26 protein-coding genes, 3 tRNA genes and 1 pseudogene are annotated in these 24076 nt (G+C 72.6%); 12 read left to right on the top strand and 18 right to left on the bottom strand.

The features are described from left to right. Nucleotides 1–50: 50 nt before the first annotated feature. The 3 genes from rpmG to ACWGSR_RS05305 form a co-directional block, all read right to left on the bottom strand. Complete coding sequence (rpmG, locus tag ACWGSR_RS05315) at nucleotides 51–215, bottom strand: 50S ribosomal protein L33 (RefSeq protein ID WP_003956487.1); 165 nt, start codon at nucleotides 213–215, stop codon at nucleotides 51–53. Between the two features lie 89 nt (nucleotides 216–304). Further along, nucleotides 305–377: transfer RNA gene (locus ACWGSR_RS05310), tRNA-Met, on the bottom strand. A gap of 43 nt (nucleotides 378–420) precedes the next feature. Then, nucleotides 421–493, bottom strand: a tRNA-Thr gene (locus ACWGSR_RS05305). Nucleotides 494–699: 206 nt separating this feature from the next. On the opposite strand from ACWGSR_RS05305, the gene ACWGSR_RS05300 reads away from it, so the two are divergent. Both ACWGSR_RS05300 and ACWGSR_RS05295 read left to right on the top strand, forming a co-directional pair. Next, nucleotides 700–2001 (top strand): amidohydrolase family protein, encoded by a 1302-nt coding sequence (locus ACWGSR_RS05300; protein WP_453563704.1) that lies wholly within the window; start codon nucleotides 700–702, stop codon nucleotides 1999–2001. A 2-nt stretch (nucleotides 2002–2003) separates the two neighbouring features. Then, on the top strand, nucleotides 2004–2660 hold the full coding sequence (locus ACWGSR_RS05295; protein WP_453563702.1) for an SDR family oxidoreductase: 657 nt from the start codon (nucleotides 2004–2006) through the stop codon (nucleotides 2658–2660). A gap of 63 nt (nucleotides 2661–2723) precedes the next feature. Here ACWGSR_RS05295 and ACWGSR_RS05290 read toward each other — a convergent pair. After that, nucleotides 2724–2805 (bottom strand) — tRNA-Tyr (locus tag ACWGSR_RS05290). A 171-nt stretch (nucleotides 2806–2976) separates the two neighbouring features. On the opposite strand from ACWGSR_RS05290, the gene ACWGSR_RS05285 reads away from it, so the two are divergent. The 4 genes from ACWGSR_RS05285 (at nucleotide 2977) to ACWGSR_RS05270 (ending at nucleotide 5598) form a co-directional block, all read left to right on the top strand. After that, nucleotides 2977–3468, top strand: a complete 492-nt coding sequence (locus ACWGSR_RS05285; protein ID WP_366370994.1) for a YajQ family cyclic di-GMP-binding protein — start codon at nucleotides 2977–2979, stop codon at nucleotides 3466–3468. A 246-nt stretch (nucleotides 3469–3714) separates the two neighbouring features. Beyond that, nucleotides 3715–4455, top strand: coding sequence for a DUF6879 family protein (locus ACWGSR_RS05280; protein ID WP_453563699.1), 741 nt, complete (start codon nucleotides 3715–3717; stop codon nucleotides 4453–4455). Further along, nucleotides 4452–5294, top strand: a complete 843-nt coding sequence (locus ACWGSR_RS05275) for a helix-turn-helix domain-containing protein (protein WP_453563696.1) — start codon at nucleotides 4452–4454, stop codon at nucleotides 5292–5294. Before ACWGSR_RS05280 ends, ACWGSR_RS05275 begins: the two co-directional genes overlap by 4 nt. Nucleotides 5295–5382: 88 nt before the next feature. Continuing rightward, entirely contained in the window at nucleotides 5383–5598 is a 216-nt protein-coding gene (locus ACWGSR_RS05270) for a hypothetical protein (protein ID WP_376240462.1), read from the top strand. A 290-nt stretch (nucleotides 5599–5888) separates the two neighbouring features. On the opposite strand, the gene ACWGSR_RS05265 is transcribed toward ACWGSR_RS05270, so the two are convergent. Further along, complete coding sequence (locus tag ACWGSR_RS05265) at nucleotides 5889–6254, bottom strand: DUF6907 domain-containing protein (RefSeq protein WP_376240464.1); 366 nt, start codon at nucleotides 6252–6254, stop codon at nucleotides 5889–5891. Between the two features lie 264 nt (nucleotides 6255–6518). On the opposite strand from ACWGSR_RS05265, the gene ACWGSR_RS05260 reads away from it, so the two are divergent. Both ACWGSR_RS05260 and ACWGSR_RS05255 read left to right on the top strand, forming a co-directional pair. After that, nucleotides 6519–7016, top strand: coding sequence for a methylated-DNA--[protein]-cysteine S-methyltransferase (locus ACWGSR_RS05260; protein ID WP_453563692.1), 498 nt, complete (start codon nucleotides 6519–6521; stop codon nucleotides 7014–7016). Next, complete coding sequence (locus tag ACWGSR_RS05255; RefSeq protein ID WP_453563690.1) at nucleotides 7013–7651, top strand: alpha-ketoglutarate-dependent dioxygenase AlkB family protein; 639 nt, start codon at nucleotides 7013–7015, stop codon at nucleotides 7649–7651. The genes ACWGSR_RS05260 and ACWGSR_RS05255 overlap by 4 nt, the downstream gene beginning before the upstream one ends. Here ACWGSR_RS05255 and ACWGSR_RS05250 read toward each other — a convergent pair. The 13 genes from ACWGSR_RS05250 to ACWGSR_RS05190 form a co-directional block, all read right to left on the bottom strand. Continuing rightward, complete coding sequence (locus tag ACWGSR_RS05250) at nucleotides 7645–8052, bottom strand: YccF domain-containing protein (protein ID WP_376240472.1); 408 nt, start codon at nucleotides 8050–8052, stop codon at nucleotides 7645–7647. The genes ACWGSR_RS05255 and ACWGSR_RS05250 overlap by 7 nt on opposite strands. After that, nucleotides 8049–8912 carry a zinc metalloprotease HtpX gene (gene htpX / locus ACWGSR_RS05245; RefSeq protein WP_376240474.1) on the bottom strand — a complete coding sequence of 288 codons (864 nt, stop codon included), beginning with the start codon at nucleotides 8910–8912 and terminating at the stop codon, nucleotides 8049–8051. Before htpX ends, ACWGSR_RS05250 begins: the two co-directional genes overlap by 4 nt. A 327-nt stretch (nucleotides 8913–9239) precedes the next feature. After that, nucleotides 9240–9677: a large conductance mechanosensitive channel protein MscL gene (gene mscL, locus ACWGSR_RS05240; RefSeq protein ID WP_376240477.1), complete on the bottom strand. Its 438-nt coding sequence runs from the start codon at nucleotides 9675–9677 to the stop codon at nucleotides 9240–9242. Nucleotides 9678–9712: 35 nt separating this feature from the next. Beyond that, nucleotides 9713–11254: an NADH-quinone oxidoreductase subunit N gene (locus tag ACWGSR_RS05235; RefSeq protein WP_453563686.1), complete on the bottom strand. Its 1542-nt coding sequence runs from the start codon at nucleotides 11252–11254 to the stop codon at nucleotides 9713–9715. Next, nucleotides 11251–12804, bottom strand: a complete 1554-nt coding sequence (locus ACWGSR_RS05230; protein ID WP_376240507.1) for a complex I subunit 4 family protein — start codon at nucleotides 12802–12804, stop codon at nucleotides 11251–11253. The genes ACWGSR_RS05235 and ACWGSR_RS05230 overlap by 4 nt, the downstream gene beginning before the upstream one ends. A gap of 27 nt (nucleotides 12805–12831) precedes the next feature. Then, nucleotides 12832–14820, bottom strand: coding sequence for an NADH-quinone oxidoreductase subunit 5 family protein (locus ACWGSR_RS05225; RefSeq protein WP_376240482.1), 1989 nt, complete (start codon nucleotides 14818–14820; stop codon nucleotides 12832–12834). Continuing rightward, the gene (gene nuoK / locus ACWGSR_RS05220) at nucleotides 14817–15185 is read right to left on the bottom strand and encodes an NADH-quinone oxidoreductase subunit NuoK (RefSeq protein WP_376240484.1); all 369 of its coding nucleotides are present in this window, start codon (nucleotides 15183–15185) and stop codon (nucleotides 14817–14819) included. Before nuoK ends, ACWGSR_RS05225 begins: the two co-directional genes overlap by 4 nt. Beyond that, entirely contained in the window at nucleotides 15185–15760 is a 576-nt protein-coding gene (locus tag ACWGSR_RS05215) for an NADH-quinone oxidoreductase subunit J family protein (RefSeq protein WP_366370977.1), read from the bottom strand. The genes nuoK and ACWGSR_RS05215 overlap by 1 nt, the downstream gene beginning before the upstream one ends. Next, on the bottom strand, nucleotides 15757–16308 hold the full coding sequence (locus tag ACWGSR_RS05210) for a NuoI/complex I 23 kDa subunit family protein (RefSeq protein ID WP_376240489.1): 552 nt from the start codon (nucleotides 16306–16308) through the stop codon (nucleotides 15757–15759). The genes ACWGSR_RS05215 and ACWGSR_RS05210 overlap by 4 nt, the downstream gene beginning before the upstream one ends. Continuing rightward, nucleotides 16308–17276: a complex I subunit 1/NuoH family protein gene (locus tag ACWGSR_RS05205; protein ID WP_366370973.1), complete on the bottom strand. Its 969-nt coding sequence runs from the start codon at nucleotides 17274–17276 to the stop codon at nucleotides 16308–16310. Before ACWGSR_RS05205 ends, ACWGSR_RS05210 begins: the two co-directional genes overlap by 1 nt. Continuing rightward, nucleotides 17273–18802, bottom strand: coding sequence for an NADH-quinone oxidoreductase subunit C (locus ACWGSR_RS05200; protein ID WP_453563681.1), 1530 nt, complete (start codon nucleotides 18800–18802; stop codon nucleotides 17273–17275). The genes ACWGSR_RS05205 and ACWGSR_RS05200 overlap by 4 nt, the downstream gene beginning before the upstream one ends. Then, nucleotides 18799–19395, bottom strand: coding sequence for an NADH-quinone oxidoreductase subunit B (locus ACWGSR_RS05195; RefSeq protein WP_366370969.1), 597 nt, complete (start codon nucleotides 19393–19395; stop codon nucleotides 18799–18801). Before ACWGSR_RS05195 ends, ACWGSR_RS05200 begins: the two co-directional genes overlap by 4 nt. Next, nucleotides 19386–19814, bottom strand: a complete 429-nt coding sequence (locus ACWGSR_RS05190) for an NADH-quinone oxidoreductase subunit A (protein ID WP_199836967.1) — start codon at nucleotides 19812–19814, stop codon at nucleotides 19386–19388. Before ACWGSR_RS05190 ends, ACWGSR_RS05195 begins: the two co-directional genes overlap by 10 nt. A gap of 153 nt (nucleotides 19815–19967) precedes the next feature. On the opposite strand from ACWGSR_RS05190, the gene ACWGSR_RS05185 reads away from it, so the two are divergent. The 4 genes and pseudogenes from ACWGSR_RS05185 to ACWGSR_RS05170 all read left to right on the top strand — a co-directional run. Then, nucleotides 19968–21203, top strand: coding sequence for a sensor histidine kinase (locus ACWGSR_RS05185; protein WP_453563679.1), 1236 nt, complete (start codon nucleotides 19968–19970; stop codon nucleotides 21201–21203). Nucleotides 21204–21396: 193 nt separating this feature from the next. Further along, nucleotides 21397–22722 carry a sensor histidine kinase gene (locus tag ACWGSR_RS05180; protein ID WP_453563677.1) on the top strand — a complete coding sequence of 442 codons (1326 nt, stop codon included), beginning with the start codon at nucleotides 21397–21399 and terminating at the stop codon, nucleotides 22720–22722. A gap of 121 nt (nucleotides 22723–22843) precedes the next feature. Then, nucleotides 22844–23503 carry a response regulator transcription factor gene (locus ACWGSR_RS05175; protein ID WP_366372313.1) on the top strand — a complete coding sequence of 220 codons (660 nt, stop codon included), beginning with the start codon at nucleotides 22844–22846 and terminating at the stop codon, nucleotides 23501–23503. 370 nt (nucleotides 23504–23873) lie between these two features. After that, nucleotides 23874–24076 (top strand): annotated as a pseudogene (locus ACWGSR_RS05170) (2-oxoacid:acceptor oxidoreductase subunit alpha); the annotation flags it as partial.

Genomic DNA, 24076 nt, shown 5'->3' with positions numbered 1-24076 from the left:
AACGACACGAGGCCGCCCCCGAGTGGGGACGGCCTCGTGTACGAGCCTGATTAACGCGTCTCGCGGTGCGCGGTGTGCGAGTTGCAGCGAGGGCAGTGCTTCTTCATCTCAAGACGGTCCGGGTTGTTGCGCCGGTTCTTCTTGGTGATGTAGTTCCGCTCCTTGCACTCCACGCAGGCCAGCGTGATCTTCGGGCGGACGTCGGTGGCAGCCACGTGAGTGCTCCTTGGACGGACGGTTGGACGGATGAACGCATAAAAGGGTAGCCGATCGAAGGACCGACCCCGCAATCGGCTACCGTGTGTAGCGGTGACCGGACTTGAACCGGTGACACAGCGATTATGAGCCGCTTGCTCTACCGACTGAGCTACACCGCTTTGATGATCCGGATCCCGCCCGAAGGCGGGTCCTTCTCACCAGAGCCCCAATACGGAATCGAACCGTAGACCTTCTCCTTACCATGGAGACGCTCTACCGACTGAGCTATTGGGGCGAGCGAGGAAGACATTACACGGTCTCCGGCCCATCTCCCAAATCCGTTTCCCGGAGCCGTTCCGGCCCTTCTCACCAGGCGTCACGTACGCCACACGTGCCCTCATCGGGTACGCCCGCCGCGCCCCTCCCCGCAGGTCATCGCGGGCGCCCTAGGCTCGGGCCCACGCCGGGTGATCCCGATCCCGAGGAGGCGCGAGGAGCCGGATGTCAGCCGACAGCAAGCAGCCCCGGCCGCCCGAGGACGGGGCCGCGGCCGGCGCCGGACCGACCTCGCTCCTGCTCTCGCACGCGCGGCTCGCCGACGGGCGGACCGTGGACGTGCGGCTCGTGGGCGACCGGATCGAGGCGGTCGGCACGGCGGGCAGCCTCGCGCCCGTGACCGCGAGCGCCCGGGTGGACCTCACCGGCCATCTGCTGCTGCCCGCGCCCGCCGAGCCCCACGCCCACGCCGACAGCGCGCTCACCGCCGACTCCCCCGGCCCCGTCCCGTACGGCGGGGAGGAGGTGCGGCGCCGGGCCACGGAGGCCGCGCTGCTCCAGCTCGGGCACGGCGCGACCGCGCTGCGCGCGCACGTGCGGATCGGCGACGACCGCGGGCTGGGGCCGCTGGAGGCGGTGCTCAGGGTCCAGGGGTCGCTGCACGGCCTCGGCGTGCTGACGCCGGTGGCGGTGCCGCGGCTGCTCGGCGGGGCGGCGGGCGCGGAGGGGCGGGCGCTGCTGCGGGACGCGGTGCGGAGGGGCGCGGGCGCGGTCGGCGGACGTCCGGACCTGGATCCGGATCCGGCCGGGCACCTGGCGGCGGTCCTGGAGGTGGCGGCGGAGCACGGGGTGCCGGTGGACCTGCACACGGAGGGGGACGACCCGGCGTGGCTGGCCCGCCTGGCGGCGATGGCCGAAGGGCTGGTCCCCGGGGTGACGATCGGACCGTGCGCGGGCCTCGCCCGGCTCCCGTCGGAGGTGGCGGGGCGGGCGGCGGACCGGCTGGCGGCGGCCGGCGTGGCGGTGGTGTGCCTGCCGCAGGGCGGGTGCGCGGACGCGGGGGCGCGGGACGGAGGGCCCCGGGGCGTGGCGCCGGTGGGGCTGCTGCGGGCGGCGGGGGTGCGGGTGGCGGCCGGGAGCGGGGCGCTGCGGGACGCGGCGAACCCGGTGGGGCGCGGGGACCCGCTGGAGGCGGCCTATCTGCTGGCCTCGCGGGGCGGGCTCTCGCCCGAGGAGGCGTACGGGGCGGTGAGCGCGGAGGCCAGGGCGGTGATGGGCCTTCCGGAGGTGCGGGTGGAGGCGGGCTTCCCGGCGGAGCTCCTGGCGGTGCGGGGCGAGCGGCTCGCGGGCGCGCTGTCCCTGGCGTACAGCCGGATCGTGGTGCACCGGGGGCGGGTGGTGGCGCGGACGAGCGCGGTGCGGGAGTACTGCGACTCGGCGGCGGCGCTCGACCTGCCGCGGCAGGCGCGGACGAGGCGGCCGCCCGAGCCGGGGAGCCCTCAGGCCGGTCCCGTCGTACGGTCGTGAGTATGCGCATCGTCATCGCTGGAGGACACGGACAGATCGCCCTGCGCCTGGAGAGGCTGCTCTCGGCGGGCGGACACGAGGTGGCGGGGATCATCCGCCGGCCGGAACAGGCGGCGGACCTGCGGGAGGCGGGTGCCGAACCCGTCGTCCTGGACCTGGAGACGGCGTCGTCCCACATGGTCGCCGACGCCCTGCGGGGCGCCGACGCGGTGGTCTTCGCCGCGGGCGCGGGCCCGGGCAGCGGCGCGGACCGCAAGGACACGGTGGACCGGGGGGCCGCGGTGCTCTTCGCGGACGCGGCGGAACGGGCGGGGGTGCGGCGGTACGTGGTCGTCTCCTCGATGGGCGCGGACGCGTCCCACCCGGGCGACGAGATCTTCGACACGTACCTGCGGGCCAAGGGATCGGCGGACGACGAGATCCGCTCCCGCACGACCCTGGACTGGACGATCCTGCGCCCGGGCGCCCTCACGAACGACGCGGGCACGGGTCTGGTCCGTCTGGAGGCCCGCACGGGCCGGGGCCAGGTCCCCCGCGACGACGTGGCGGCGGTCCTCGCGGAACTCCTGGAGACCCCGGCGACGTCCGGCCTCACCCTGGAACTGACCTCGGGCTCGACACCGGTCTCGGTGGCGGTGAAGTCGGTGGCCGGAAACTGACCCGTCCCCTGGCACAACGAGAGAAGGTCCCCGGTGCAAGCACCGGGGACCTTCTTCATCGCGTGGCGACGCCAGGATTCGAACCTGGGTAGGCTAAGCCGACGGATTTACAGTCCGCTCCCATTGGCCACTCGGGCACATCGCCATGAGATCGCTGCCGCGGAGCCGCTTTTCGGCGGTGTTCCTTGGCAACGACGTAAACAATACCCGATCCCCCGGGGTGCTTCGCCACCGGATTGATCAGCGGTTGGGGCCGTGGCTCACCCCCTAGGCTTCGGTCTGTAACCCACAGCATCCGAGCAAGGAGCCACGAGTCATGGCCGACTCCAGTTTCGACATCGTCTCCAAGGTCGAGCGGCAGGAGGTCGACAACGCCCTCAACCAGGCCGTCAAGGAGATCTCGCAGCGCTACGACTTCAAGGGGACCAACGCCTCGATCTCCTGGTCGGGTGAGAAGATCCTCATGCAGGCGAACGGCGAGGAGCGGGTCAACGCGATCCTCGACATCTTCCAGTCCAAGCTGATCAAGCGCGGGATCTCGCTCAAGTCGCTGGAGGTCGAGGGCGAGCCGCAGCTCTCCGGCAAGGAGTACAAGCTCTTCGCCTCGGTCACCGAGGGCATCTCGCAGGAGAACGCCAAGAAGGTCGCGAAGGCCATCCGGGACGAGGGCCCCAAGGGCGTCAAGGCGCAGGTGCAGGGCGACGAGCTGCGGGTCAGCTCGAAGAGCCGGGACGACCTCCAGGCCGTGCAGGCCCTCCTCAAGGGCAAGGACTTCGACTTCGCGATCCAGTTCGTGAACTACCGCTGAGTCACGCCGCCGGCCTGCGCCACAGCGCGGTCGGGCCGGTCCGAGGACACGACACGGGCGGATCACCGAGGACGGTCTCGGTGATGCGCCCGTGCTGGTGGCACAGGGAACCCTTGTCACTCACCGTCCCGCGTCTGCGTCCGATCGCCGGGCGAGCCCTCGCAATCTCGCGCAATCCCTGCCCGGCCGCCTGCCACCCCGCGCATCCTGAGGCTCCGACGACCCGACACGGACGGAGCCCACCGCATGACGCTCAGGTTCATCGGCACCACCAGCGACTCCGGCGACTGCCCGACCCTGTACGAGGTCGAGGGGACGGACAGCGTCCTCGCACAGGGCGATCGCGTCACCGACCCCGAACACCTGGCCCGGCTCCGTCACGTCAAGGAGCACGAGACGTTCGTGACCGTGCCCCGCGACCTCCTCCTACGGTTCGCTCCGCGCGCCGAGCGGCGAGAAATGGTTCCGTTCTCCGAGATCGCCCATCTGTTCCGCGAGTTCCGGCACACCGCCTGGCGTCTGGAGACCCGGCGTGGCTACGCCACGGACCGCGACAGTCCGAAGTGGGCCCGGTGGAAGGCCGGTGCCGACATCGCCGCCGAGCCGTTCGACGCCTGGCGCGAGAACGTCGCCGCCGCCGTCGCGGAGGGACGTCGTTTCGAGCGGGTCCGCGTCGTCGACGAACCCCTCACCGAGGGACAGCGGTTCCTTCTGGACTCCGGTCTCGGCAACGTCGTCGCGGGTGAGGACATCCGTAACCTCCCCCGTATCCGGGCACAGGCGCTCGGCCTGCCCGACCACGACTTCTGGCTGTTCGACTCCCGCGTCCTGGCCCGGTTCGTGTTCGACGAGGACGACACCACCCTCGGCGTCGTCCTCAGCGAGGACCCCGCCGAGGTCGCCGCCGCCTGCCAGGCCCGTGACGCCGCATGGCATCACGCGGTCCCCACCCGCGAGTACGCGCGGCGAGTACGTTCGGACGCGTGACGACCGACTTCCAGACCGGCCGGGACGCCCTCGGCGCGCGCCTGCGCGAGCTGCGCGTCGAGGCCGGCCTCGACGGCAAAGCCCTCGCCGAGCGGCTCGGCTGGCAGCGTTCGAAGGTGTCCCGGCTCCAGAACGGCAAGCAGACCCCCAGCGTCGCCGACGTGGAGGCGTGGGCCGCGGCGGTCTGCCGCCCGGACACCGTCGCCGAGCTGAAGGGCCGCCTGTCCGGTCTGGAGAGCCGCTACCGGTCCTGGCGCCGCCAACTCGCCGCCGGCCACCGCGCCCGCCAGGAGCAGGGTGTCGCCGAGACCGCCGTCACGACCGTCACGCGGGCAGTCGAGGCCGTCCGGATCCCGGGGCTGCTCCAGACCCCGGACTACGCCCGCCACACCCTCGCCACCGCCGCCGAGTTCCGCCGGGTCGAGCGCGACGTCGACGATGCCGTACGTGCCCGCATCCGCCGCCAGGAAGCCTTGTACGACCCCGACAAGACCTTCCGGTTCCTGATCTGGGAACCCGCGCTGCACGCCCGTACCGTCCCGCCCGGCGTCCACGCCGCGCAGCTCGACCGGCTCCTGAGCGTGATCGGCCTGGACACCGTCGACCTCGGTGTCGTCCCCCTCGGCGCCGAACTGCGCCGCGCCCCGTCCCACGGGTTCTGGATCTACGACCGGCGCCTCGTCGTCGTCGAGACCATCGGCACCGAGATGTGGCTCACCGACGACGACTCCCTCGCCACCTACGAACGGGCCTGGGACTGGCTCGCCGAGGCCGCCGTCCACGGCGAGCGGGCGCGGCGGCTGATCGGTCGCGTACGGGCCTCGCTCGGCACTGTGTGAGCCAACCGGCGCCAACCCTCCCGACGGCCCGCACAATCCGGCGCAATCGCTCTGTCCGTCCGTGATCGGCCGCCCTACGGTCACGGTCATGGCGACGACAGACGACCTGACGGCCGTGGAGCTACCGCGTCTCGGAACCCTCACCCAACGGCAGCAGCGCGGCCAGGACTGCGTGTGGTGCGGGATCACCCTCGCCCCCGGCAAGGTCGTCGACCTCGGCCCCCGCCGCCTCCGGATCGCCGACTGGACCACCGAGTGGTACCCGCGAGCCTGCGAGAAGCACCCTAGGGGTGGGCGGCGGTGACGAAGGTCTGCGCATACTGCGAGCAGCCGATTCTCGGCCTCGCCCTCCCCGTCACCGATGACGCCGGCACGGGCGCCCATGTCCCCGTCCACTGGCACGCCGAGCCCTCCGAGTGCGGGCCCCGCGTCCGCCGCGTCACCACGCTCGACGATCGGCAGGCCCCGCTTCGACAGGCCTGCACGGAGCAGCACACTTCCTGACCCTCTCGCCCGAGGGCAGCGCGTCGATCCGCCCGCAGGCAAGGAGGCCGAACCGAGAGCCCGGAGCATCTGCTGCTCCTTAGGGGGTGCTCACGACTCGGCTTCTTCGTTCTCGAGCACAGCCAACCGGTCGGCGAGCCGCCGCAGCTCCATGGCGTGTGCGGTGAGTGTGCCCGCCAGCCGCCGGATGCCTTCGGCATCAAGGGTGGCCGCGTAGCCGCTCTGTTCGACATACAGACCCGTCCGGCAGTGTTCAGGGTCCGTGGAGCACGGGTACTGGCTGAGCACGGCGCGCATCAAGTCGTTGCCGTCGAACAACGTGAGCCGATGCTCGGTACCGGTGTGGGAGAGGTCGACCCGGTGGCATGGGACATGATCGGCGTGGCCGGTGCACCACGACGGTTCAACGAGGCGGGCCTCCTCGCCGTCGAGGATGGGCAGGGAGATGATGTCCACCGAGCCACCCTGCGCGACGAGCTGTGACCGCGCCATGCACTTTCCGCATGTCTACTCGATCGGGTCGGAGAGAAGTACGCCGAGTTCCCTCTCGGTCGCCTTGGTCGAGCAGCAAGCCAAGGAGGCGCCGGAGGGGCGTGGTTCCGTACGGATCAGGAGACTGCCGTCGGCCCGTCGAAGGTCGCGTCCGAATCCCGCCAGCCCCTCGGGTCGGCGGGCCCGCACACTGGGTCGTGGAAGGCCCGTGCGGGAGAGGAAGCAGTCATGACCGTGTACGCGTACGTCGACGGCCCCCTGGGCGAGATGCTGCTCGTCGGGCGGCTCGCGCCGGGGGGTCGTGTCGTGTTGCGCTCGCTGTCCCTGCCGGGGCAGAAGGGGGGCGTCGTGGTCGAGGACGGGTGGACGTCCGCTCCGGGGGCGTTCGAGGAGGTCGCCGGGCAGTTGCGCGAGTACTTCGCCGGGGAGCGGGAGCGGTTCGAGCTGGAGTTCGACGGTGACGCCGGGACGGAGTTCCAGCGGCGCGTCTGGCGGGCCCTTGAGGAGGTGCCGTACGGCTCCACCGTCTCGTACGGGGAGATCGCGCGGCGGGTCGGCTCGGCCGGGGCCGGGGTGCGGGCCGTGGGGACCGCGATCGGGCGCAATCCGCTGCTCGTGGTGCGGCCCTGTCACCGGGTGATCGGGGCCGACGGGGCCCTGCGCGGGTACGCCGCCGGGGTCGAGCGGAAGGAACGGCTGCTGGGCCTGGAGGGGGGCCTGGTGTGAGTGAGGGGCTCTTCCCCCGGGAACGGGTCGTCGTGGCGCCCGGGGCCGTGCACGTGCCCGCGTGGCTGCCGTTCTCGCGGCAGCGGGAGCTGGTGGACGCCTGCCGGGAGTGGGGGCGCGGGCCCGTGCCGTACCGGCGGACCGTGCTGCCGGGCGGGGGCGTCATGTCGGTGCGGTCGCTGTGTCTGGGGCGGCAGTGGGTGCCGTATCGGTATCTCGACGCCGCCGGCCTGGAAGTGCCCGGCTGGCTGGTGGCGCTCGGGCGGGAGGCCGTTGCCGAGGCTTATGGGGAGGACGGCGGTTTCACGCCGGACACCGCGCTCGTGAACTTCTACGCGCCCGAGGCGCGGATGGGGATGCACCAGGACCGGGAGGAGCGCTCCGGGGCGCCGGTGGTGTCGCTGAGCCTCGGGGACCGGTGCGTGTTCCGCTTCGGGAACGCGGAGGACCGGGGGCGGCCCTACCGGGACGTCGAGCTGGCCTCCGGGGACCTGTTCGTCTTCGGCGGTCCCTCCCGGTGGGCGCACCACGGCGTGCCCCGGGTGTTTCCCGGGACCGCCGAGCCCGCCCTCGGGCTGAGAGGGCGGCTCAACATCACCTTGCGGGAGACCGGGATCCCGCAGTCCGGTCAGTAGCTCTGGGGGACGTGGACGCCCGCGGCCCTGTCCGTGGAGACGATCTCCTTGCCCAGGGGCAGCAGCGAGACCGGGATCAGCTTGAAGTTCGCGAGGCCCAGCGGGATGCCGATGATCGTGATGCAGAGGGCGATGCCGGTGGTGATGTGGCCGAGCGCCAGCCACCAGCCGGCGAGGACCAGCCACAGGACGTTGCCCACGCAGGAGGGCGCGCCCGCGTCGCGGCGGTCGACGACCGTCTTGCCGAAGGGCCACAGGGCGTAGAGGCCGATGCGGAAGGCGGCGAGCCCGAAGGGGATGCCGATGATCGTGATGCAGAGCAGGAGTCCCGCGAGCATGTAGCCCAGGAACATCCAGAATCCGCACAGGATCAGCCAAATGACGTTCAGGATCGTCTTCACGGGCGTCGACCTGCCATCTGTTCGAGCCGGGCGATGCGCTCGGCCATCGGCGGGTGGGTGGAGAACATCTTGGAGAGGCCCTGGCCGGGGCGGAACGGGTTCGCGATCATCATGTGGCTCGCGGTCTCGATCCGGGGCTCGGGCGGCAGCGGGAGCTGCTTGGTGCCGGCCTCCAGCTTCCGCAGGGCGCCCGCCAGGGCGAGCGGATCGCCGGTGAGCTGGGCGCCGGAGGCGTCGGCCTCGTACTCCCGGGAGCGGGAGATGGCGAGCTGGATGACCGAGGCGGCGATCGGGCCCAGGATCATGATCAGCAGCATGCCGAGCAGTCCGGGGCCGTCGTCGTCGTTGGAGCGGCCGACCGGGATCAGCCAGGCGAAGTTGACCAGGAACATGATCACGGAGGCGAGCGCTCCGGCGACCGACGAGATCAGGATGTCCCGGTTGTAGACGTGGCTCAGCTCGTGGCCGATGACCCCGCGCAGCTCGCGCTCGTCCAGGAGGGCGAGGATGCCCTCGGTGCAGCAGACCGCGGCGTTGCGCGGATTGCGGCCGGTGGCGAAGGCGTTGGGCGCCTGGGTCGGCGAGATGTAGAGCCGGGGCATGGGCTGGCGCGCCTGCGTGGAGAGCTCGCGCACCATCCGGTAGAGCGCGGGCGCCTCGAACTCGCTGACCGGGCGGGCGCGCATGGCCCGCAGCGCCAGCTTGTCGCTGTTCCAGTACGCGTACGCGTTGGTGCCGAGCGCCACGACGAGCGCGACGATCAGTCCCGTACGCCCGAAGAGGCTGCCGATGACGATGATGAGGGCCGAGAGCCCTCCGAGGAGTACGGCGGTCCTCAGCCCGTTGTGCCGGCGGTGCACGGTACGCCCTCCAAGTGGTGCGGCAGGGGAACCCTTTTCTTCGTGGTGGTCCACTCACCCAGTGGACCCTTCCGTACTGGTCAACGCCAGGCGGGAGGTTCGGGTTCCCCGGCCGTGCCGGGGTGTCCGTGTGGGCCGTTCGGGTGATCAGCGGGGCGCCGGGAGCCAGGGGGTGTCTCGTCGATCGGGCCGGATCAGGGAGCGGTGTCCGGTGCCGTGCATCGCAAGGCGGAGGAGGGAGTCGACGCGGAGCGTCGGCGAGTGACGACAACGCGGCGAGGTGCGGTGCCGGACGCCGCGAGCCCGGCACGATCGACGAGACACCCCCTAGACCTTCTCCAGGAGGGTGCCGACGGGCTCGACCTCGCCGGTGCAGAAGGCGCAGCGGGAGGCGATGGCCGGGATCTCGCTGTAGCAGTGGGGGCAGTCGCGCTTCTCCGACTTGGGGTCGGCGGCCTCTTCCTTGGCGAACTTGTGCTGGATCCCCGTCATGGGGACGACGATCAGGAAGTAGAGGACCGCCGCGGTGATGACGAAGGCGATGGTGGCGGAGATGGCCAGGCCGTAGGGGAAGACGGTCCCGCCGATGTGGAACGTCGCGTCGTTGAAGTTGCCGACGGTTCCGGTCGCGAGGCCGATGAGGGGGGTGATGAAGGCCTTGCTGAAGCCCGTGACGACGGAGGTGAACGCCGTTCCGACGGCCAGACCGATGGCCATCGAGACGACGTTCCCGCGAAGTATGAAGTCCTTGAATCCGTTCAGCACGGGTGATCTCGCTCCTGGTTCTGCTCGGGTCGGGGTCAGAAGAGGCTGTTCGCCGCGAAGCGGAGGGCGAACTGCGGGTAGCCCGACAGGACCGCTCCGGCCGCGGTGGTCAGCGCGATCGCCAGGGTGATCGGCGCGGAGGGCCGGCGGAGGGCGACGCTGCCCTCCGGGGCGCCTTCCGGGGCCGCTCCCGACGCTTCTCCCGGTGCTCCTTCCGGGGTGCGGAAGAGCAGGGCCGTCCAGCGGAGGTAGTAGTACAGCGCGATCACGACGTTGAGCGCCATGACCACGGCCAGCCAGCCCAGGCCCGCGTCGACGGCCGCCGAGAAGACGGTCACCTTGGCGAAGAGGCCGATGATACCCGGGGGCAAACCGGCCAGATTCAGGAGGAAGAAGGCGAGCGCGAGGGCGGCGGCGGGGCTCGCCGCGTACAGGCCCCGGTAGTCCTCGATCCGGTTCCGGGGGCGCACGCGCGCGACGAGCGCGACGACCGCGAAGGCGCCGAGGTTCACGACGGCGTACATCAGGGCGTACGCGACGGTGGCGCCGATCTGGTCGTTCCCGGAGTACGCGGCGGCCGCGATCGGCACCAGGAGGTAGCCGGCCTGGGCGACGGAGGACCAGGCGAGCAGCCGGACCGCGCTCCACGCGCGCGTGGAGGACTGGCGCAGGGCGGCGACGTTCCCGGCGGTCATGGTGAGCGCGGCGAGGACGGCGAGCGCCGGGCCCCACACGTCCGCGTACGAGGGGAAGGCGACGACGGTCACCAGGATCAGGCCGGTGAAGCCGACGGCCTTGCCGACCACGGAGAGGTAGGCGGCGACGGGCAGCGGGGCGCCGACGTAGGTGTCCGGGACCCAGAAGTGGAAGGGCACGGCGGCCGTCTTGAAGGCGAAGCCGACGAGGGTGAGGGCGACGCCCGCCTCGGCGAGGGTCTGGAACTGCCCGGGGACCTCGTCGAGGCGCTGGGCGATCTCCGTGAGGTGGAGGGTGCCGGTCGCCGCGTACACGAAGCTCGCGCCGAGCAGGGTGACGGCGGTGGCGGTGACGGAGGAGAGGAAGAACTTGAGGGCGGCCTCGCCGGACATGCGGTCGCCACGCTTGAGGCCGACGAGCGCGAAGGCGGGCAGGGAGGCCACCTCCAGGGCGACGACGAGGGTCGCGAGGTCCCGGGAGGCGGGCAGCAGGGCGGCTCCGGCGGCGGAGGAGAGCAGCAGGAACCAGTACTCGCCGGCCGGGAGCCGCTCGCGGGTCTCGTCCAGGGAGAGCAGCGCGGTGAGGAGCGCTCCGCCGAGGACGAGGAGCTGGACGACGAGGGTGAAGTGGTCGGCGGTGTAGCTGCACGCCGTGACCCGCGTGTCGGGGGTGAGGCAGAAGGTGGAGCGGTCGCCGGCCCGCAGCGGGACGAGGAGGGCGAGGGCGGCGGTGAGGCCGCCGATCGCGGTCCAGCCGAGGATCCGCTTGCGCTCCGGCGGGAGGAAGAGGTCGGCGACGAGGACGGCGAGGGCGACCGCGGCCGTGAGGACGGGGGGCGCGATCGTGAGCCAGTCGACGGACTGGACGAGCTGCGACGTCACTGGGTGCCTCCGGCGAGGAGCTTCTGGACGGCCGGGTCGGTGAGGCCGAGGAGGACGGCGGGCCAGAGTCCGGCGAGGACGGTGAGGGCGACGAGCGGGGTCCAGGCGGCGAACTCGTACCCCTGGACGTCGGCGATCGGAGTCTCCCCGGCGGGCCGGGGGCCGCCCATGCAGACGCGGCGGACGACGATCAGGAGGTACGCGGCGGTGAGCAGGGTGCCGAAGGCGCCGATCGCCGTGAAGGTGAGGAAGGCGGGGCGGCTGAGGCCCTCGGCGGGGTCGAAGGCGCCGAAGAGGGCCAGCATCTCGCCCCAGAAGCCGGCCAGGCCGGGCAGGCCGAGGGAGGCGACGGCGGCGAAGGCGAGGAGGGCGCCGAGGCGGGGCGCGCGGCCGTAGAGGGCGGCCCCGGTGGCGCCGGCGAGGGTGTCGAGGTCGGCGGTGCCGTACCGGTCCTTGACCGCGCCGACCAGGAAGAAGAGCAGTCCGGTGACGAGGCCGTGGGCGATGTTGGCGAAGAGCGCGCCGTTCACGCCGGTGGGGGTCATGGAGGCGATGCCGAGGAGCACGAAGCCCATGTGGCCGACGGAGGAGTACGCGATGAGGCGCTTGAGGTCGCCCTTGGCGCCGGGGCGCGCGAGGGCGAGGCAGGCGAGCGAGCCGTAGACGATCCCGGCGACGGCGAAGGCGGCGAGGTACGGGGCGAAGGTCCGCATGCCGTCGGGTGCGATCGGCAGGACGATCCGGACGAAGCCGTACGTGCCCATCTTGAGCAGGACGCCGGCGAGGAGGACGGAGCCGACGGTGGGGGCGGCGGTGTGGGCGTCCGGCAGCCAGCTGTGCAGCGGCCACATCGGGGTCTTCACGGCGAGCCCGAGCCCGATCGCGAGAACGGCGATGACCTGCACGGACGTGGTCAGCCCACGGCCGTTGTCAGTGGCGAGTGCCACCATGTCGAATGTGCCCGATTTCACACCGATGAGGAGGAGGCCGAGCAGCATGACGACGGAGCCGAGGAGCGTGTAGAGGACGAACTTCGTGGCGGCGGCGCGCCTGCCCTCGCCGCCCCAGCGGGCGATGAGGAAGTACATCGGGACGAGGACCATCTCGAAGGCCAGGAAGAACAGGACGAGGTCGAGGACGGCGAAGGTGGCGAGGGTGCCGGACTCCAGGACGAGGAGCAGGGCGACGAAGGCCTTGGGGGAGGGCCCGCTCGGCATCTTGAAGTAGCTGTGGAGCGCGCAGAGGAAGCCCAGGAGGGCGGTCAGGACCAGGAGGGGGAGGGAGATGCCGTCGACACCGAGGTGGATCCGCACGTCCAGTGCCCTGATCCAGCTGATGTCCGTCGTGGCCTGCATCCTCGACGGGTGGTCGTGGTCGAAGCCGAGCGCGAGGACGATCGCGGCGAGCAGGATCGCGCCGGTGACGGTGACGCCGTGGCGCAGGACGGCCTGGTCGGGTGACTTCCCCTTCAGTCCGGGCGGGGCCGGGAGGAGGGCGGCGGCGGCGCCGAGGAGCGGGCCGGCGACGATCAACGCCAGGAGGAACTGCATCACGGATTCGCTGATATCGATCACGGCTCACGCTCCGGCGACGGCGTTGGCGAGGGCGACTGCGGCGATCGCCAGGACGACGGAGCCGGCAAGCAGGGCGCTCAGATAGGTCTGGACGTTGCCGGTCTGGGCGCGGCGGACGAGCCACCCCAGGCCCTTGGCGGAGCCGGCGGCGCCCCGGACGTAGGTGTCGACGACCTCGCGGTCCAGGAAGCGGACCAGGGAGGCGGCGGCGAGTACGGGGCGGACGAAGGCGGCCCGGTGGACGGCGTCCAGGTGGAAGCCGTCGGCGGCGGGGCGGTACAGGCGTCCGAGGAGGACGCGGCCGGGGTCGGCCGGGTCCTCGGCGGGGTGCGGCAGGTGCAGCGCCTCGGCCTCGACCAGGCCCGCCTCGGCGTCCGGGTGGGCGACGTGCGGGCTGGGTGCGGGGACCGGGGCGGTCAGGGCCCGGGCGGCGAGGGTGCGCCAGACGGCGTAGGTGACGGCCGCTCCGGCGACGGCGAGGCCGGTGCCGAGGACGGCGGTGGTGAGGGTCGGGGCGAGTCCGTTCCCGTCGAACCAGTCGGGGAGGTACCGGACGGTCAGGCCGAAGCCGAGGGAGGGGACGGCCAGGACCCACAGGACGCTCGTCATCGCGATCGGCTGACGGCCGTGGTCCGGAGCCTCCGCGCCCCGGCCCCGGAAGGCGCGCAGCCAGAGGCGGAGGGCGTAGGCGGCGGTGAGGAGGGCGGTCAGGAGGCCCGCGACGAGGACGGTCCAGCCGGCTCCGGCGGGGGCGACGGTCCGGTCCCCGAGCGCGGTGTGCTCGGCGGCCACCAGGACGGCCTCCTTGGAGAAGAAGCCGGCGAAGGGCGGGATCGCGGCGAGCGCGAGGAGGGCGACGGTCGTCGTCCAGTACGCGTCCGGGATCCGCTTCGCGAGGCCGCTCATGCGGGACATGGCGGTCAGCGAGTTCGTGCCGGCGGCGTGGATGACCGCCCCGGCGGCGAGGAAGAGGAGCGCCTTGAAGGCGGCGTGCGAGAGGAGGTGGAAGACGGCGGCGCCCCGGTCGCCGACGGCGAGGGCACCGGCCATGTAGCCGAGCTGGCCGATCGTCGAGTAGGCGAGGACCCGCTTGATGTCGTCCTGGGCGAGCGCGGCGAGCGCCGAGCCGACCATCGTGATCGCGGCCATCACGGCGAGGACGGTCATCGCGGCGGCGGAGGCCGCGAAGACGGGGAGCAGCCGGGCCGTGAAGTAGATGCCGGCGGCGACCATCGTCGCGGCGTGGATGAGCGCGGAGACGGGGGTGGGGCCGGCCATGGCGTCCGGGAGCCAGGTGTGCAGCGGGAACTGCGCGGACTTGCCCGCGACGCCGGCGAGCAGCAGCAGCGCGATCAGGGTGGGGTGGTCGAGGCCGCCGGTCGCGACGGCGCCGAGGACCCCGGTGATCCGGAAGGTGCCGGCGTCGACGGCGAGCGCGAAGAGCCCGATGAGGAAGGGGACGTCGCCGAGCTTGGTGACGAGGAAGGCCTTGAGGGAGGCGGACCGGGCCTCGGGGGTCTCCCAGTAGTGGCCGACGAGGAAGTACGAGCAGATGCCCATGACCTCCCAGCCGACCAGGAGCACCATCAGGTCGCCGGAGTAGACGACGAGGAGCATCGCGGCGGTGAAGAGGGAGACGAGCGCGGCGTACGAGGGGTAGCGCGGGTCGTCGCGGAGGTAGCCGGTCGAGTAGATCTGCACGCAGGTGGCGACCACGCCGACGAGGACGGCGACGAGGGCGGCGAAGCCGTCGACGTGCAGGGCCAGGTCGATCGGGACCGAGCCGGTGGGGGTGAGCTGGGTGGCGGCGTCGATCGCCTTCCCGCCGCCCTGGCGGACCGCCACGAGCACGGCCAGGACGGCGGCGGCGAGGGTCGGGAGGACGGCGAGGGGGCGGACGAAGCCGGGGGCGGTGCGGCCGAGGAGGAGGCCGGCGGCGGAGCCGAGGAAGGGGAGGAGGGGGACGAGGACGGCGAGGGTGGTGGTGGTCACGCGGCGGCCTCGGCCTTCTCGTCGTGCGGGGCCGTGTCCGGGTCCGGGTCCGCGTGCGGGTTCTCCGCCGTGTCGCGGAGGCGGTCGACGTCCGAGGTGCCGCGGTTGCGGTGGACCATCAGGACGATCGCGAGGCCGATGCCGATCTCCGCGGCGGCGACGGCGATGGTGAAGAGGGTGAGGGCCTGGCCGGCGTGGAGGGCGTCGCGGAGCCAGACGTCGAAGGCGACGAGGTTGAGGTTGACGGCGTTGAGCATCAGCTCGACGGACATCAGGACGAGGATCGCGTTGCGGCGGGCGAGGACGCCGTAGAGGCCCGTGCAGAAGAGGAGGGCGGCGAGGACGGCCGGGTAGGCGAGGTGCATCAGCGTTCCCCCTCCTTCTTCTTCCGGGAGAGCACGATGGCGCCGACCAGGGCGGCCAGGAGGAGCACGGACAGCGCCTCGAAGGGCAGCACCCAGTGCCGGAAGAGGATCGAGCCGGTGACCTCGGTGGAGCCCTGGACGGCCCCGTCGAGGTCGATCCAGGTCGTGCGGAACGCGTCGACGACCACCCAGACGAGCGCGGCCGCGGCGGCCAGGGCCACGGCGAGGGCGACCGGGCGGTTGCCCGAGTCGGTGTCCGGGGAGCGGCCGATGGGGGCCTTGGTGAGCATGAGGCCGAAGAGGAGGAGGACGACGACGGAGCCGACGTAGATCAGCACCTGGACCCAGGCGATGAACTCGGCGGTCAGGAGCAGGTACTCGACGGCGAGCCCGCCGAGGGCCACGACCAGCCAGAGGGCGGCGTGCACCAGTTGGCGGGTGGTGACGGTGACGACGGCGGCGCCGAGGGTGACGAGGCCGACGAGGAGGAAGGCGATCTCGACGCCGGTGGGCGAGAGGAAGCCGTGGCCTTGCGCGGCCTGCTGCTGTGCCGTGTGTACCGCTGTCAGGATCACCGCTGCTCCCCCTCGGCCGCCGCCGCTGCCGCCGCGGCCTTCTCCGCCGCCTTGCGGGCGGCGGCGATCTCCTTCGGTTCCTCCGCGCGCGGGTCGAGCGCGGGCGGTTCCGGGACCGTCCACATCCACTCGCGGAGCTTGTCCCGCTCGTGCGTCAGCTCGTGGATGTCGGTCTCCGCGTACTCGAACTCGGGCGACCAGAACAGCGCGTCGAAGGGGCACACCTCGATGCAGATGCCGCAGTACATGCAGAGCGCGAAGTCGATGGCGAAGCGGTCGAGGACGTTCCGGCTGCGCTCGCGGCCGCCGGGGGCGGCGGGCGGCACCGTCTCCTTGTGGGAGTCGATGTAGATGCACCAGTCGGGGCACTCGCGGGCGCAGAGCATGCAGACCGTGCAGTTCTCCTCGAACAGGCCGATGACCCCGCGGGTGCGGGGCGGGAGTTCGGGCTGTACGTCGGGGTACTGCGCGGTGACGGTCTTCCTCGTCATCGTGCGGAGGGTGACGGCGAGGCCCTTGGCCAGGCCGGAGCCGGGGATCGGTGCCATTACTGGATCGCCACCTTCACGATGCCGGTGAGCGCGATCTGCGCGAGGGCGAGCGGGACGAGGGTCGTCCAGGCGAGGCGCTGGAGCTGGTCCTCGCGCAGGCGCGGGTAGCTGACCCGCAGCCAGATGACGACGAAGGCGAGGACGGCGGTCTTCAGGAGGGTCCAGACCCAGCCGAGGCCGTCGGCGCCGAGGGGGCCGTGCCAGCCGCCGAGGAAGAGGACGGTGGTGAGGCCGCAGAGGACGACGATGCCGGCGTACTCGGCGAGCAGGAAGAGCGCGAAGCGGAGGCCGGTGTACTCGGTGTACGCGCCGAAGATGATCTCCGAGTCGGCGACCGGCATGTCGAACGGCGGCCGCTGGAGCTCGGCGAGGCCGGCCACGAAGAAGACGAGCGCGCCGACGATCTGCCAGGGCAGCCACCACCACTCGAAGGCGTTCAGGATGCCGGGGAGGGAGACGGTGCCGGCGGCCATCGCGACGGAGGCGGCGGCGAGGAGCATCGGGAGCTCGTACGCGAGGAGCTGGGCGGCGGTCCGCAGACCGCCGAGCAGCGAGAACTTGTTCGCGGACGCCCAGCCGGCCATGAGGCTGCCGAGGACGCCGACGCCCATCACGGCCAGGACGAAGAAGATGCCGGCGTCGACGACCTGACCGACGGCCCCTTCCTCCGGGCCGACCGGAATCGCGACGAGGACGAGGAGGTACGGGAGGAGGGCGACGGCCGGCGCGAGCTGGAAGACCCGCCGGTCGGCGTCCTTAGGGACCACGTCCTCCTTCTGCGCGAACTTCACGCCGTCGGCGACGAGCTGGGCCCAGCCGTGGAAGCCGCCGGCGTACATGGGGCCGAGGCGGCCCTGCATGTGGGCCATGACCTTGTGCTCGGTCTGGCCGACGACGAGGGGCAGCACGAGGAAGACGGCGAAGACGACGAGGAGCCGGAGGGCGACGTCGAGTACGTCGTTCACGCGGGATCGCCTCCGGCGGGGTGGGTGGGGTCGGGGTCGGTGGGCTTTTCGTTGCCGGGTCCGTCGGGGCCGTCGGCGGCGGGGGCGTCGGGGCCCGTGTCGGACTTGGAGGCCGTGTCGGGGCCGGTGGCCGTGTCGGGGCCGGTGGCCGTGTCGGGCTCCGCCGGGGCGGTGGGCTCGGCCGGCTCGGGGGCGGTGTCCGGTTCCGCCGGGGTCTCCGGAGTGGCCGGTTCCGTCGGAGTGGCGGGCTCGGCCCGGGTCTCCGGAGTGGCCAGTTCCGCCGGAACGGCGGGCTCGGCCCGGGTCTCCGGGGCGGCCGGGGCCGCCGGTTCTGCCGGGGTCTCCGGCTCCGCCGGTTCCTCGTCGAAGGCCGGGCGGGCGTGGTGCCAGGGGGCGTCCGTGCTGCGGGTGTGCCGGGGGGCCGTCGGCTCCTGGGGCGTCTGACTCACCGAGCCGTCGGCCGCCGAGCGGGAGCGGCGCGGTGGGCGCGCCGCGTCCGGAGGCGCCGTCTGGCTCGCGGAGCCGTCCGAGGCCGAGCGGGAGCGGCGTACCGGGGCACCCGGCTCCCCCGCCGTCTGGCTCGCGGAGCCGTCCGACGCGGAACGGGAGCGGCGCGGCGGGCGCGGCGTCTCGGGCGGGGTGCCCGCCGTCGCGTCTCCTGCCTCGGCCGCCGTCGCGTCCCCCGCCTCGGCCGCCGTCTGGCTCGCCGAGCCGTCGGCGGCCGAGCGGGTACGGCGGGGCGGAGCCGCCGTCGCGTCCTGGCTGGCCGAACCGTCCGACGCCGAGCGCGCACGGCGTACCGGAGCCGCCGTCCCCTCCTGGCTCGCCGAGCCCTCCGACGCCGAGCGCGTGCGGCGTACCGGGGGCGCCGCCGTCGGGTCGGCCGGAGTGGCCTCCGTCGTCGTGCGGGTGCGGCGGGCCGGGCGTTCGGCTCGGGTGGGGGCCGGGGGGAGCTGCCCCTTGAGGGGGCCCCACTCGTTGGGGTCCGGGACGCCCGGGGGGAGCATCTGGCGGCGCTTGGGGCCGCCGTCGTGGGACTCGCCCGGTTCCTTCGCGCCCGGCCACGCCTTGGCGACCCGGGCCGCGAGGACGAAGTCCTTGCGCAGCGGGTGGCCCTCGAAGTTCTCGGGGAGGAGGAGCGGGGCCGGGTTCGGGTGGCCCGTGAAGTCCACGCCGAACATCTCGTGGGTCTCGCGCTCGTGCCAGCCCGCGCCCGCGTACACCCCCACCGCCGTGGGGAGGACGGGGGCCGCGTGCGGGACCGTCGTACGGACGAGGAGGCGGCGCGGACCGCCCTCCGCGAGGGACACCACGTGCGCGCAGACGCGGAATCCGGTGCCCGGTTCGTCGACCGCGCTCAGCCAGTCGAAGTAGGTGCAGCCCAGCACGGTGCGGGCCGTGGTCAGGGCGGTGATCCAGGAGGACGGCGGGACGTCGACCGTCAGCAGGTCGTAGGCCCGTTCCGCCGTCGCCTCCTCGCCGAAGATCTCCGTCACCGCGTCGGGGAGGCCGTCGTACGCGTTCATGCCGTGCCTCCCGGCGGGGGCGTCAGCGGGCTCGTCAGCTCCGGCACCGACGCGGACCGCCCGTAGCGCTCCGCCAGGCTCTCCCGGGCGATCTTCTCCTGGAGCTTGAGGATGCCCTGGAGCAGCGCCTCGGGCCGGGGCGGGCACCCCGGCACGTACACGTCGACCGGGATGATCTGGTCGACGCCCTTCGTCACGGAGTACGAGTCCCAGTACGGGCCGCCGCAGTTGGAGCAGGCGCCGAAGGAGATGACGTACTTCGGCTCGGGCATCTGCTCGTAGAGGCGCTTCACGGCCGGCGCCATCTTGTCCGTCACCGTGCCCGAGACGATCATCAGATCGGCCTGGCGCGGTCCGGGCGCGAAGGGGATCACGCCGAGGCGGATGAAGTCGTGCCGGGCCATCGACGCGGCGATGAACTCGATCGCGCAGCAGGCGAGTCCGAAGTTGAAGACCCACAGGCTGTAGCGGCGGCCCCAGTTGAGGACCACCTTCATCGGTTCGGGGGCCAGCCGGGCGAGCGGCCCCAGCTTCGGAGCGGGCAGGGCCACGGGCTCGGCGGCGGTTCCGGGGACTCCGGGTGTTACGTCCACGTCAGGACGCCCTTCTTGTACGCGTAGAGCAGCCCCACGGCCAGGAAGCCGAGGAAGACGAACATCTCGACCAGGGTCGTGGCGCCGTAGCCGGGCGCGGCGAAGACCGTCGCCCAGGGGAAGAGGAAGATCGAGTCGACGGCGAAGATCACGTAGAGGAAGGCGTACACGTAGTAGCGGACCTGGGTGTGCGCCCAGCCCTCCCCCACGGGGTCGACGCCGCACTCGTACGTGAGGAGCTTCTCGGGCGTCGGCACGACGGGCCGGAGCAGCCGGCCGGCGCCGAACGCCACGGCGACGAAGAGCACGCCGACGACGGCGAGCAGGCCGACGACGGAGTACGTCTGGAAGTAGTCCGCCGCGTCGGCCGCGACAACGGTCGGTTCCCGCACGTCCGCCCCTCGGTCCAGGTGCCCCATGGGTCACTTCTGTTCTGTACAGACGCGAGTCTAGGCCCTGCTAAAGGGACCGTAAGCAGTTGCGGTGGCCGGTTCCGGTGGGGTTAACCCCCTCTCCCACCGGCCCACCTCCCCCATGGCGGCGCACGAGCCGCGCCGGGCACCCTGGGGCCCATGAGTGCCGATCACGACTCCGCCGCCGGCTCCGCAGCCGCCACCTCCACGGGTTACGCCGCCGGCTCCGCAGCCGCCTCCTCCACGGGTTCTGCAGCCGCTCCGGCGCGCCCCCGCACCGCCTACGGGAAGGAGACCTGGAAGGAGATCGCCTTCCTGCTCTCCAACCTGGTCACGGCGCTGGTCGGTTTCGTCTACGCGGTGGTGAGCGTCCTGCTCGGCGTGGGCCTCTCGGTCACCGTGATCGGCCTGCCGCTGCTCGCCCTCGGCCTCGGCGGCGCCCGTCTGATCGGCCGGTCGGAGCGGGCGCGGGCCCGGGGCCTGCTCGGCGTCGCGGTCCGGGAGCCGTCCCCGCTGCCCCGGCGCGGCGGTCTCTTCGGATGGCTGTGGTCGGCGCTGAAGGACCCGGTGGCCTGGCGGGCCCAGCTCTACCACCTGATCCGGCTGCCCTGGGGGATCCTGACGTTCACGGTCACCCTGGTCTCGCTCCTCGTCCTCTGGCCCGTGCTCCCCTTCGTCTCGCGGCTGCTCGCGAGCGCCGACCGGGGCATGGTCCGGGGGCTGCTCTCGCCCTCCGACGAGCTGGAGCGGCGGATCGTCGAACTGGAGACGGACCGGGGCGTGGTCGTCGACACCGCCGCCGCCGACCTGCGGCGCATCGAGCGCGATCTGCACGACGGCGCGCAGGCCCGGCTCGTCGCCCTCGCGATGGGGCTCGGCCTGGCCAAGGAGAAGCTCCTCGACGACCCGGAGGCCGCCGCCGCGATGGTCGACGAGGCCCACGGCGAGGTGAAGCTCGCGCTCCAGGAGCTGCGGGACCTGGCCCGGGGCATCCACCCGGCCGTCCTCACCGACCGGGGCCTCGGCGCCGCCCTGTCCTCGGTCTCCGCCCGCTGCACGGTGCCGGTGCGGGTCGACGTCGACCTGACCGAGCGGCCGGCCGAGGCCATCGAGGGCATCGCGTACTTCACGGTGTCGGAGCTGCTCCAGAACGTCTCCAAGCACTCCCGCGCCCGGTCCGCCTCCGTGGAGGTGTGGCGGGCGGGCGACCGGCTGATGCTCCGGGTCGAGGACGACGGCACCGGCGGGGCGCGCCTCGACGGCGGCACGGGGCTCGCCGGGCTCGGGGAGCGCCTCGGCGCGGTCGACGGCGTCCTCGCCGTGGACTCCCCGGCGGGCGGCCCGACGACGGTCACGGCGGAACTGCCGTGGCGGGACCGGCCGGTCGCGCGGTAACCACTCGCCTCCCGGGCCCCGGAGCGGTCCCGAACCCCGGGTGGCCCCGGTCCCGGGGTGGGGAAAACCCCCGCCCGCAGAGGCCGACCTCCCTCATGGTCCGGCGCCGGCCGGAACGGAATCCTGGAACACGCACCGCCCCGAGCCCACCGGCAGGACACCAGCAGGACACCCGCAGAGAAGGACGTTCGCCATGCCCTCCCACCGACTTCCCGCCGCGATCCGCGCGCCGTTCGAGGGCCGCACCTGGCGCGCCCTCGGGTACGTGCTGATCGGACTTCCGCTGAGCGTCTGCTGGTTCGCGCTCTCCGTCTCCCTCGTCTCGACCGGCGCCGGGCTGCTGATCACCTTCCTCGGCGTGCCGGTCCTGGCCGGGGCGCTCGCCCTGTGCCGGGGCTTCGGAGCGGTGGAGCGGGCCAGGGCGCGGGCGCTGCTCGGCCTCGACGTGACGGCGCCGGAGCCGGTGCGCGGCCGGACCGGCGGGGCGTTCTCCTGGATGGGGGCCATGTTGAAGAGCGGAGCCTCGTGGCGGCACCTGCTGTACGCGATCGTGCACATGCCGTGGGCGATCTTCTCCTTCTCGGTGACGGTGGCGTTCTGGGGGTGGGGCTGGAGCCTCTTCACGTATCCGCTGTGGCAGTGGACGTTCCCCGCGTACGTCGGGCAGGACGGGATCCAGCTGTACGGCGACGGGACGCACGGCCTCTACCTGGACTCGCCGTTCGAGATCGCGGCGACCTGCCTGGTCGGCCTGCTGTTCGTGATGGCGGGGCCGTGGCTGCTGCGCGGGTTCGTCGCCGTCGACCGGTTCCTGGTGGCCGGGCTGCTCGGCCCGTCCCGGCCGGCCTCGCGCGTGACGGAGCTGGAGTCGGACCGGGGCGTCCTCGTGGACACCGCCGCCGCCGACCTGCGGCGCATCGAGCGCGCGCTGCACGACGGCGCGCAGGCCCGGCTCTCGGCGCTCGCCATGGACCTCGGCATGGCGAAGGAGAAGCTGGCGGAGGACCCGAAGGCGGCGGCGGTCCTGGTGGAGGAGGCGCACGGCGAGGTGAAGCTCGCGCTCCAGGAGCTGCGGGACCTGGCCCGGGGCATCCACCCGGCCGTCCTCACCGACCGGGGCCTGGACGCGGCCCTGTCGGCGGTGGCCTCGCGCTGCGCGGTCCCGGTGTCGGTGGACGTGGACCTGCCGGCGCGGCCGGTCCCGGCGATCGAGGGCATCGCGTACTTCACCGTGTCGGAGCTCCTGCGGAACGTCACCGAGCACGCGCGGGCGCGGCGCGCCTGGGTGGACGTGTGGCGCGCGGGCGACCGGCTGATGCTCCAGGTCAGGGACGACGGCGTCGGCGGCGCGGAGACGGCGGCCGGGCGGAGCCTGGCGGCGCTCTCCGAGCGGGTCGGGGCGGTGGACGGGGTCCTCGCCGTGGACTCGCCGGCGGGCGGCCCGACGACGGTGACGGCCGAACTTCCCTGGCGCGCACAGGGCTTGTCCGGCGGACCGGGGTCGCGGCCCCGGCCGTGATCCGCCGGACAGGCCCTGGGCGTCCACCGGCTCCCGGGTGCGATGCTGGGCTTCTACGGAAGACCGGACGACCTGATCATGGGGGCTGTGGGGCGTGGGAGAGCGGGACGTGGCGGGGCGCGTGCGGGTGGTCATCGCCGAGGATTCGGTACTGCTCCGGGAGGGGCTGACCCGGCTCCTGACCGACCTGGGGCACGAGGTCGTCGCCAAGGTCGGCGACGGCGAGGCGCTGGTGGAGACGGTGGGGAAGCTCGCGGCCGAGGGGGCGCTGCCGGACGTGGTGGTGGCGGACGTGCGGATGCCGCCGACCCACACGGACGAGGGCGTGCGGGCGGCGGTGCGGCTGCGCAAGGACCACCCGGGGCTCGGGGTCCTCGTCCTGTCGCAGTACGTGGAGGAGCAGTACGCCACCGAGCTCCTGGCCGGTTCCAGCCGGGGAGTGGGCTACCTCCTGAAGGACCGGGTCGCGGAGGTCCGCGAGTTCGTGGACGCGGTCGTCCGGGTCGCCGGGGGCGGTACGGCCCTGGACCCGGAGGTCGTGCAGCAGTTGCTCGGCCGCAGCCGGCAGCAGGACGTCCTGGCGAACCTGACCCCGCGCGAGCGGGAGGTCCTGGGCCTGATGGCGGAGGGGCGGACGAACTCGGCGATCGCGAAGGCGCTGGTCGTGAGCGACGGCGCCGTGGAGAAGCACATCAGCAACATCTTCCTGAAGCTGGGGCTCTCGCCGAGCGACGGCGATCACCGACGGGTACTCGCCGTGTTGACGTACCTGAGGTCCTGAGACGCCCCGAGGGGTCCCGAAAGACCCTGAGGGGGTCCCGAGAGATCCTGAGGGGGTCCCGAGAGATCCTGAGGTGGCCCCGAGACGGGCTCGCGGGGCGGGCTCGCGGGGCCTTAGGGGGTCCTTAGGGGACCCTGAAACGACAAAAAACCGGAATCAGACCTTCCGTAGCACTTCGGACAGTGGCACAGCGTGACGAATCCTGACAGAACGGATCTCGAAAAGCGGTCCATGATGCAAGAAGTCCAGGGAGACTCGACCCCGCCGTCGTAGGGTGGGCAACGGGACGGACGGTGATCGGCCGACCGCGCCCCGAGCTCCTCCCCGCCTCCGGCGGAGAGTCCCCTTGCCACGAGGGAGGTCCAGTTCAGTGACCAGCCAGGTCAGCAGCGAGGCCGGCGAGGCCCTGCTCGGGGAGCAGAGAGGCGCCCCGGCCACGCCCCACGACGGCAACGCGAAGGAAGTCCGTCGACTCGATCGGGTGATCATTCGTTTTGCGGGTGATTCGGGTGACGGTATGCAGCTCACCGGGGATCGGTTCACGTCGGAGACGGCGTCGTTCGGGAATGATCT

It is taken from the genome of Streptomyces sp. NPDC055632 (genome assembly GCF_053618675.1).
The sequence above is the reverse complement of the archived record's forward strand: the minus strand, read 5'-3'. Positions and strand labels throughout refer to the sequence as shown.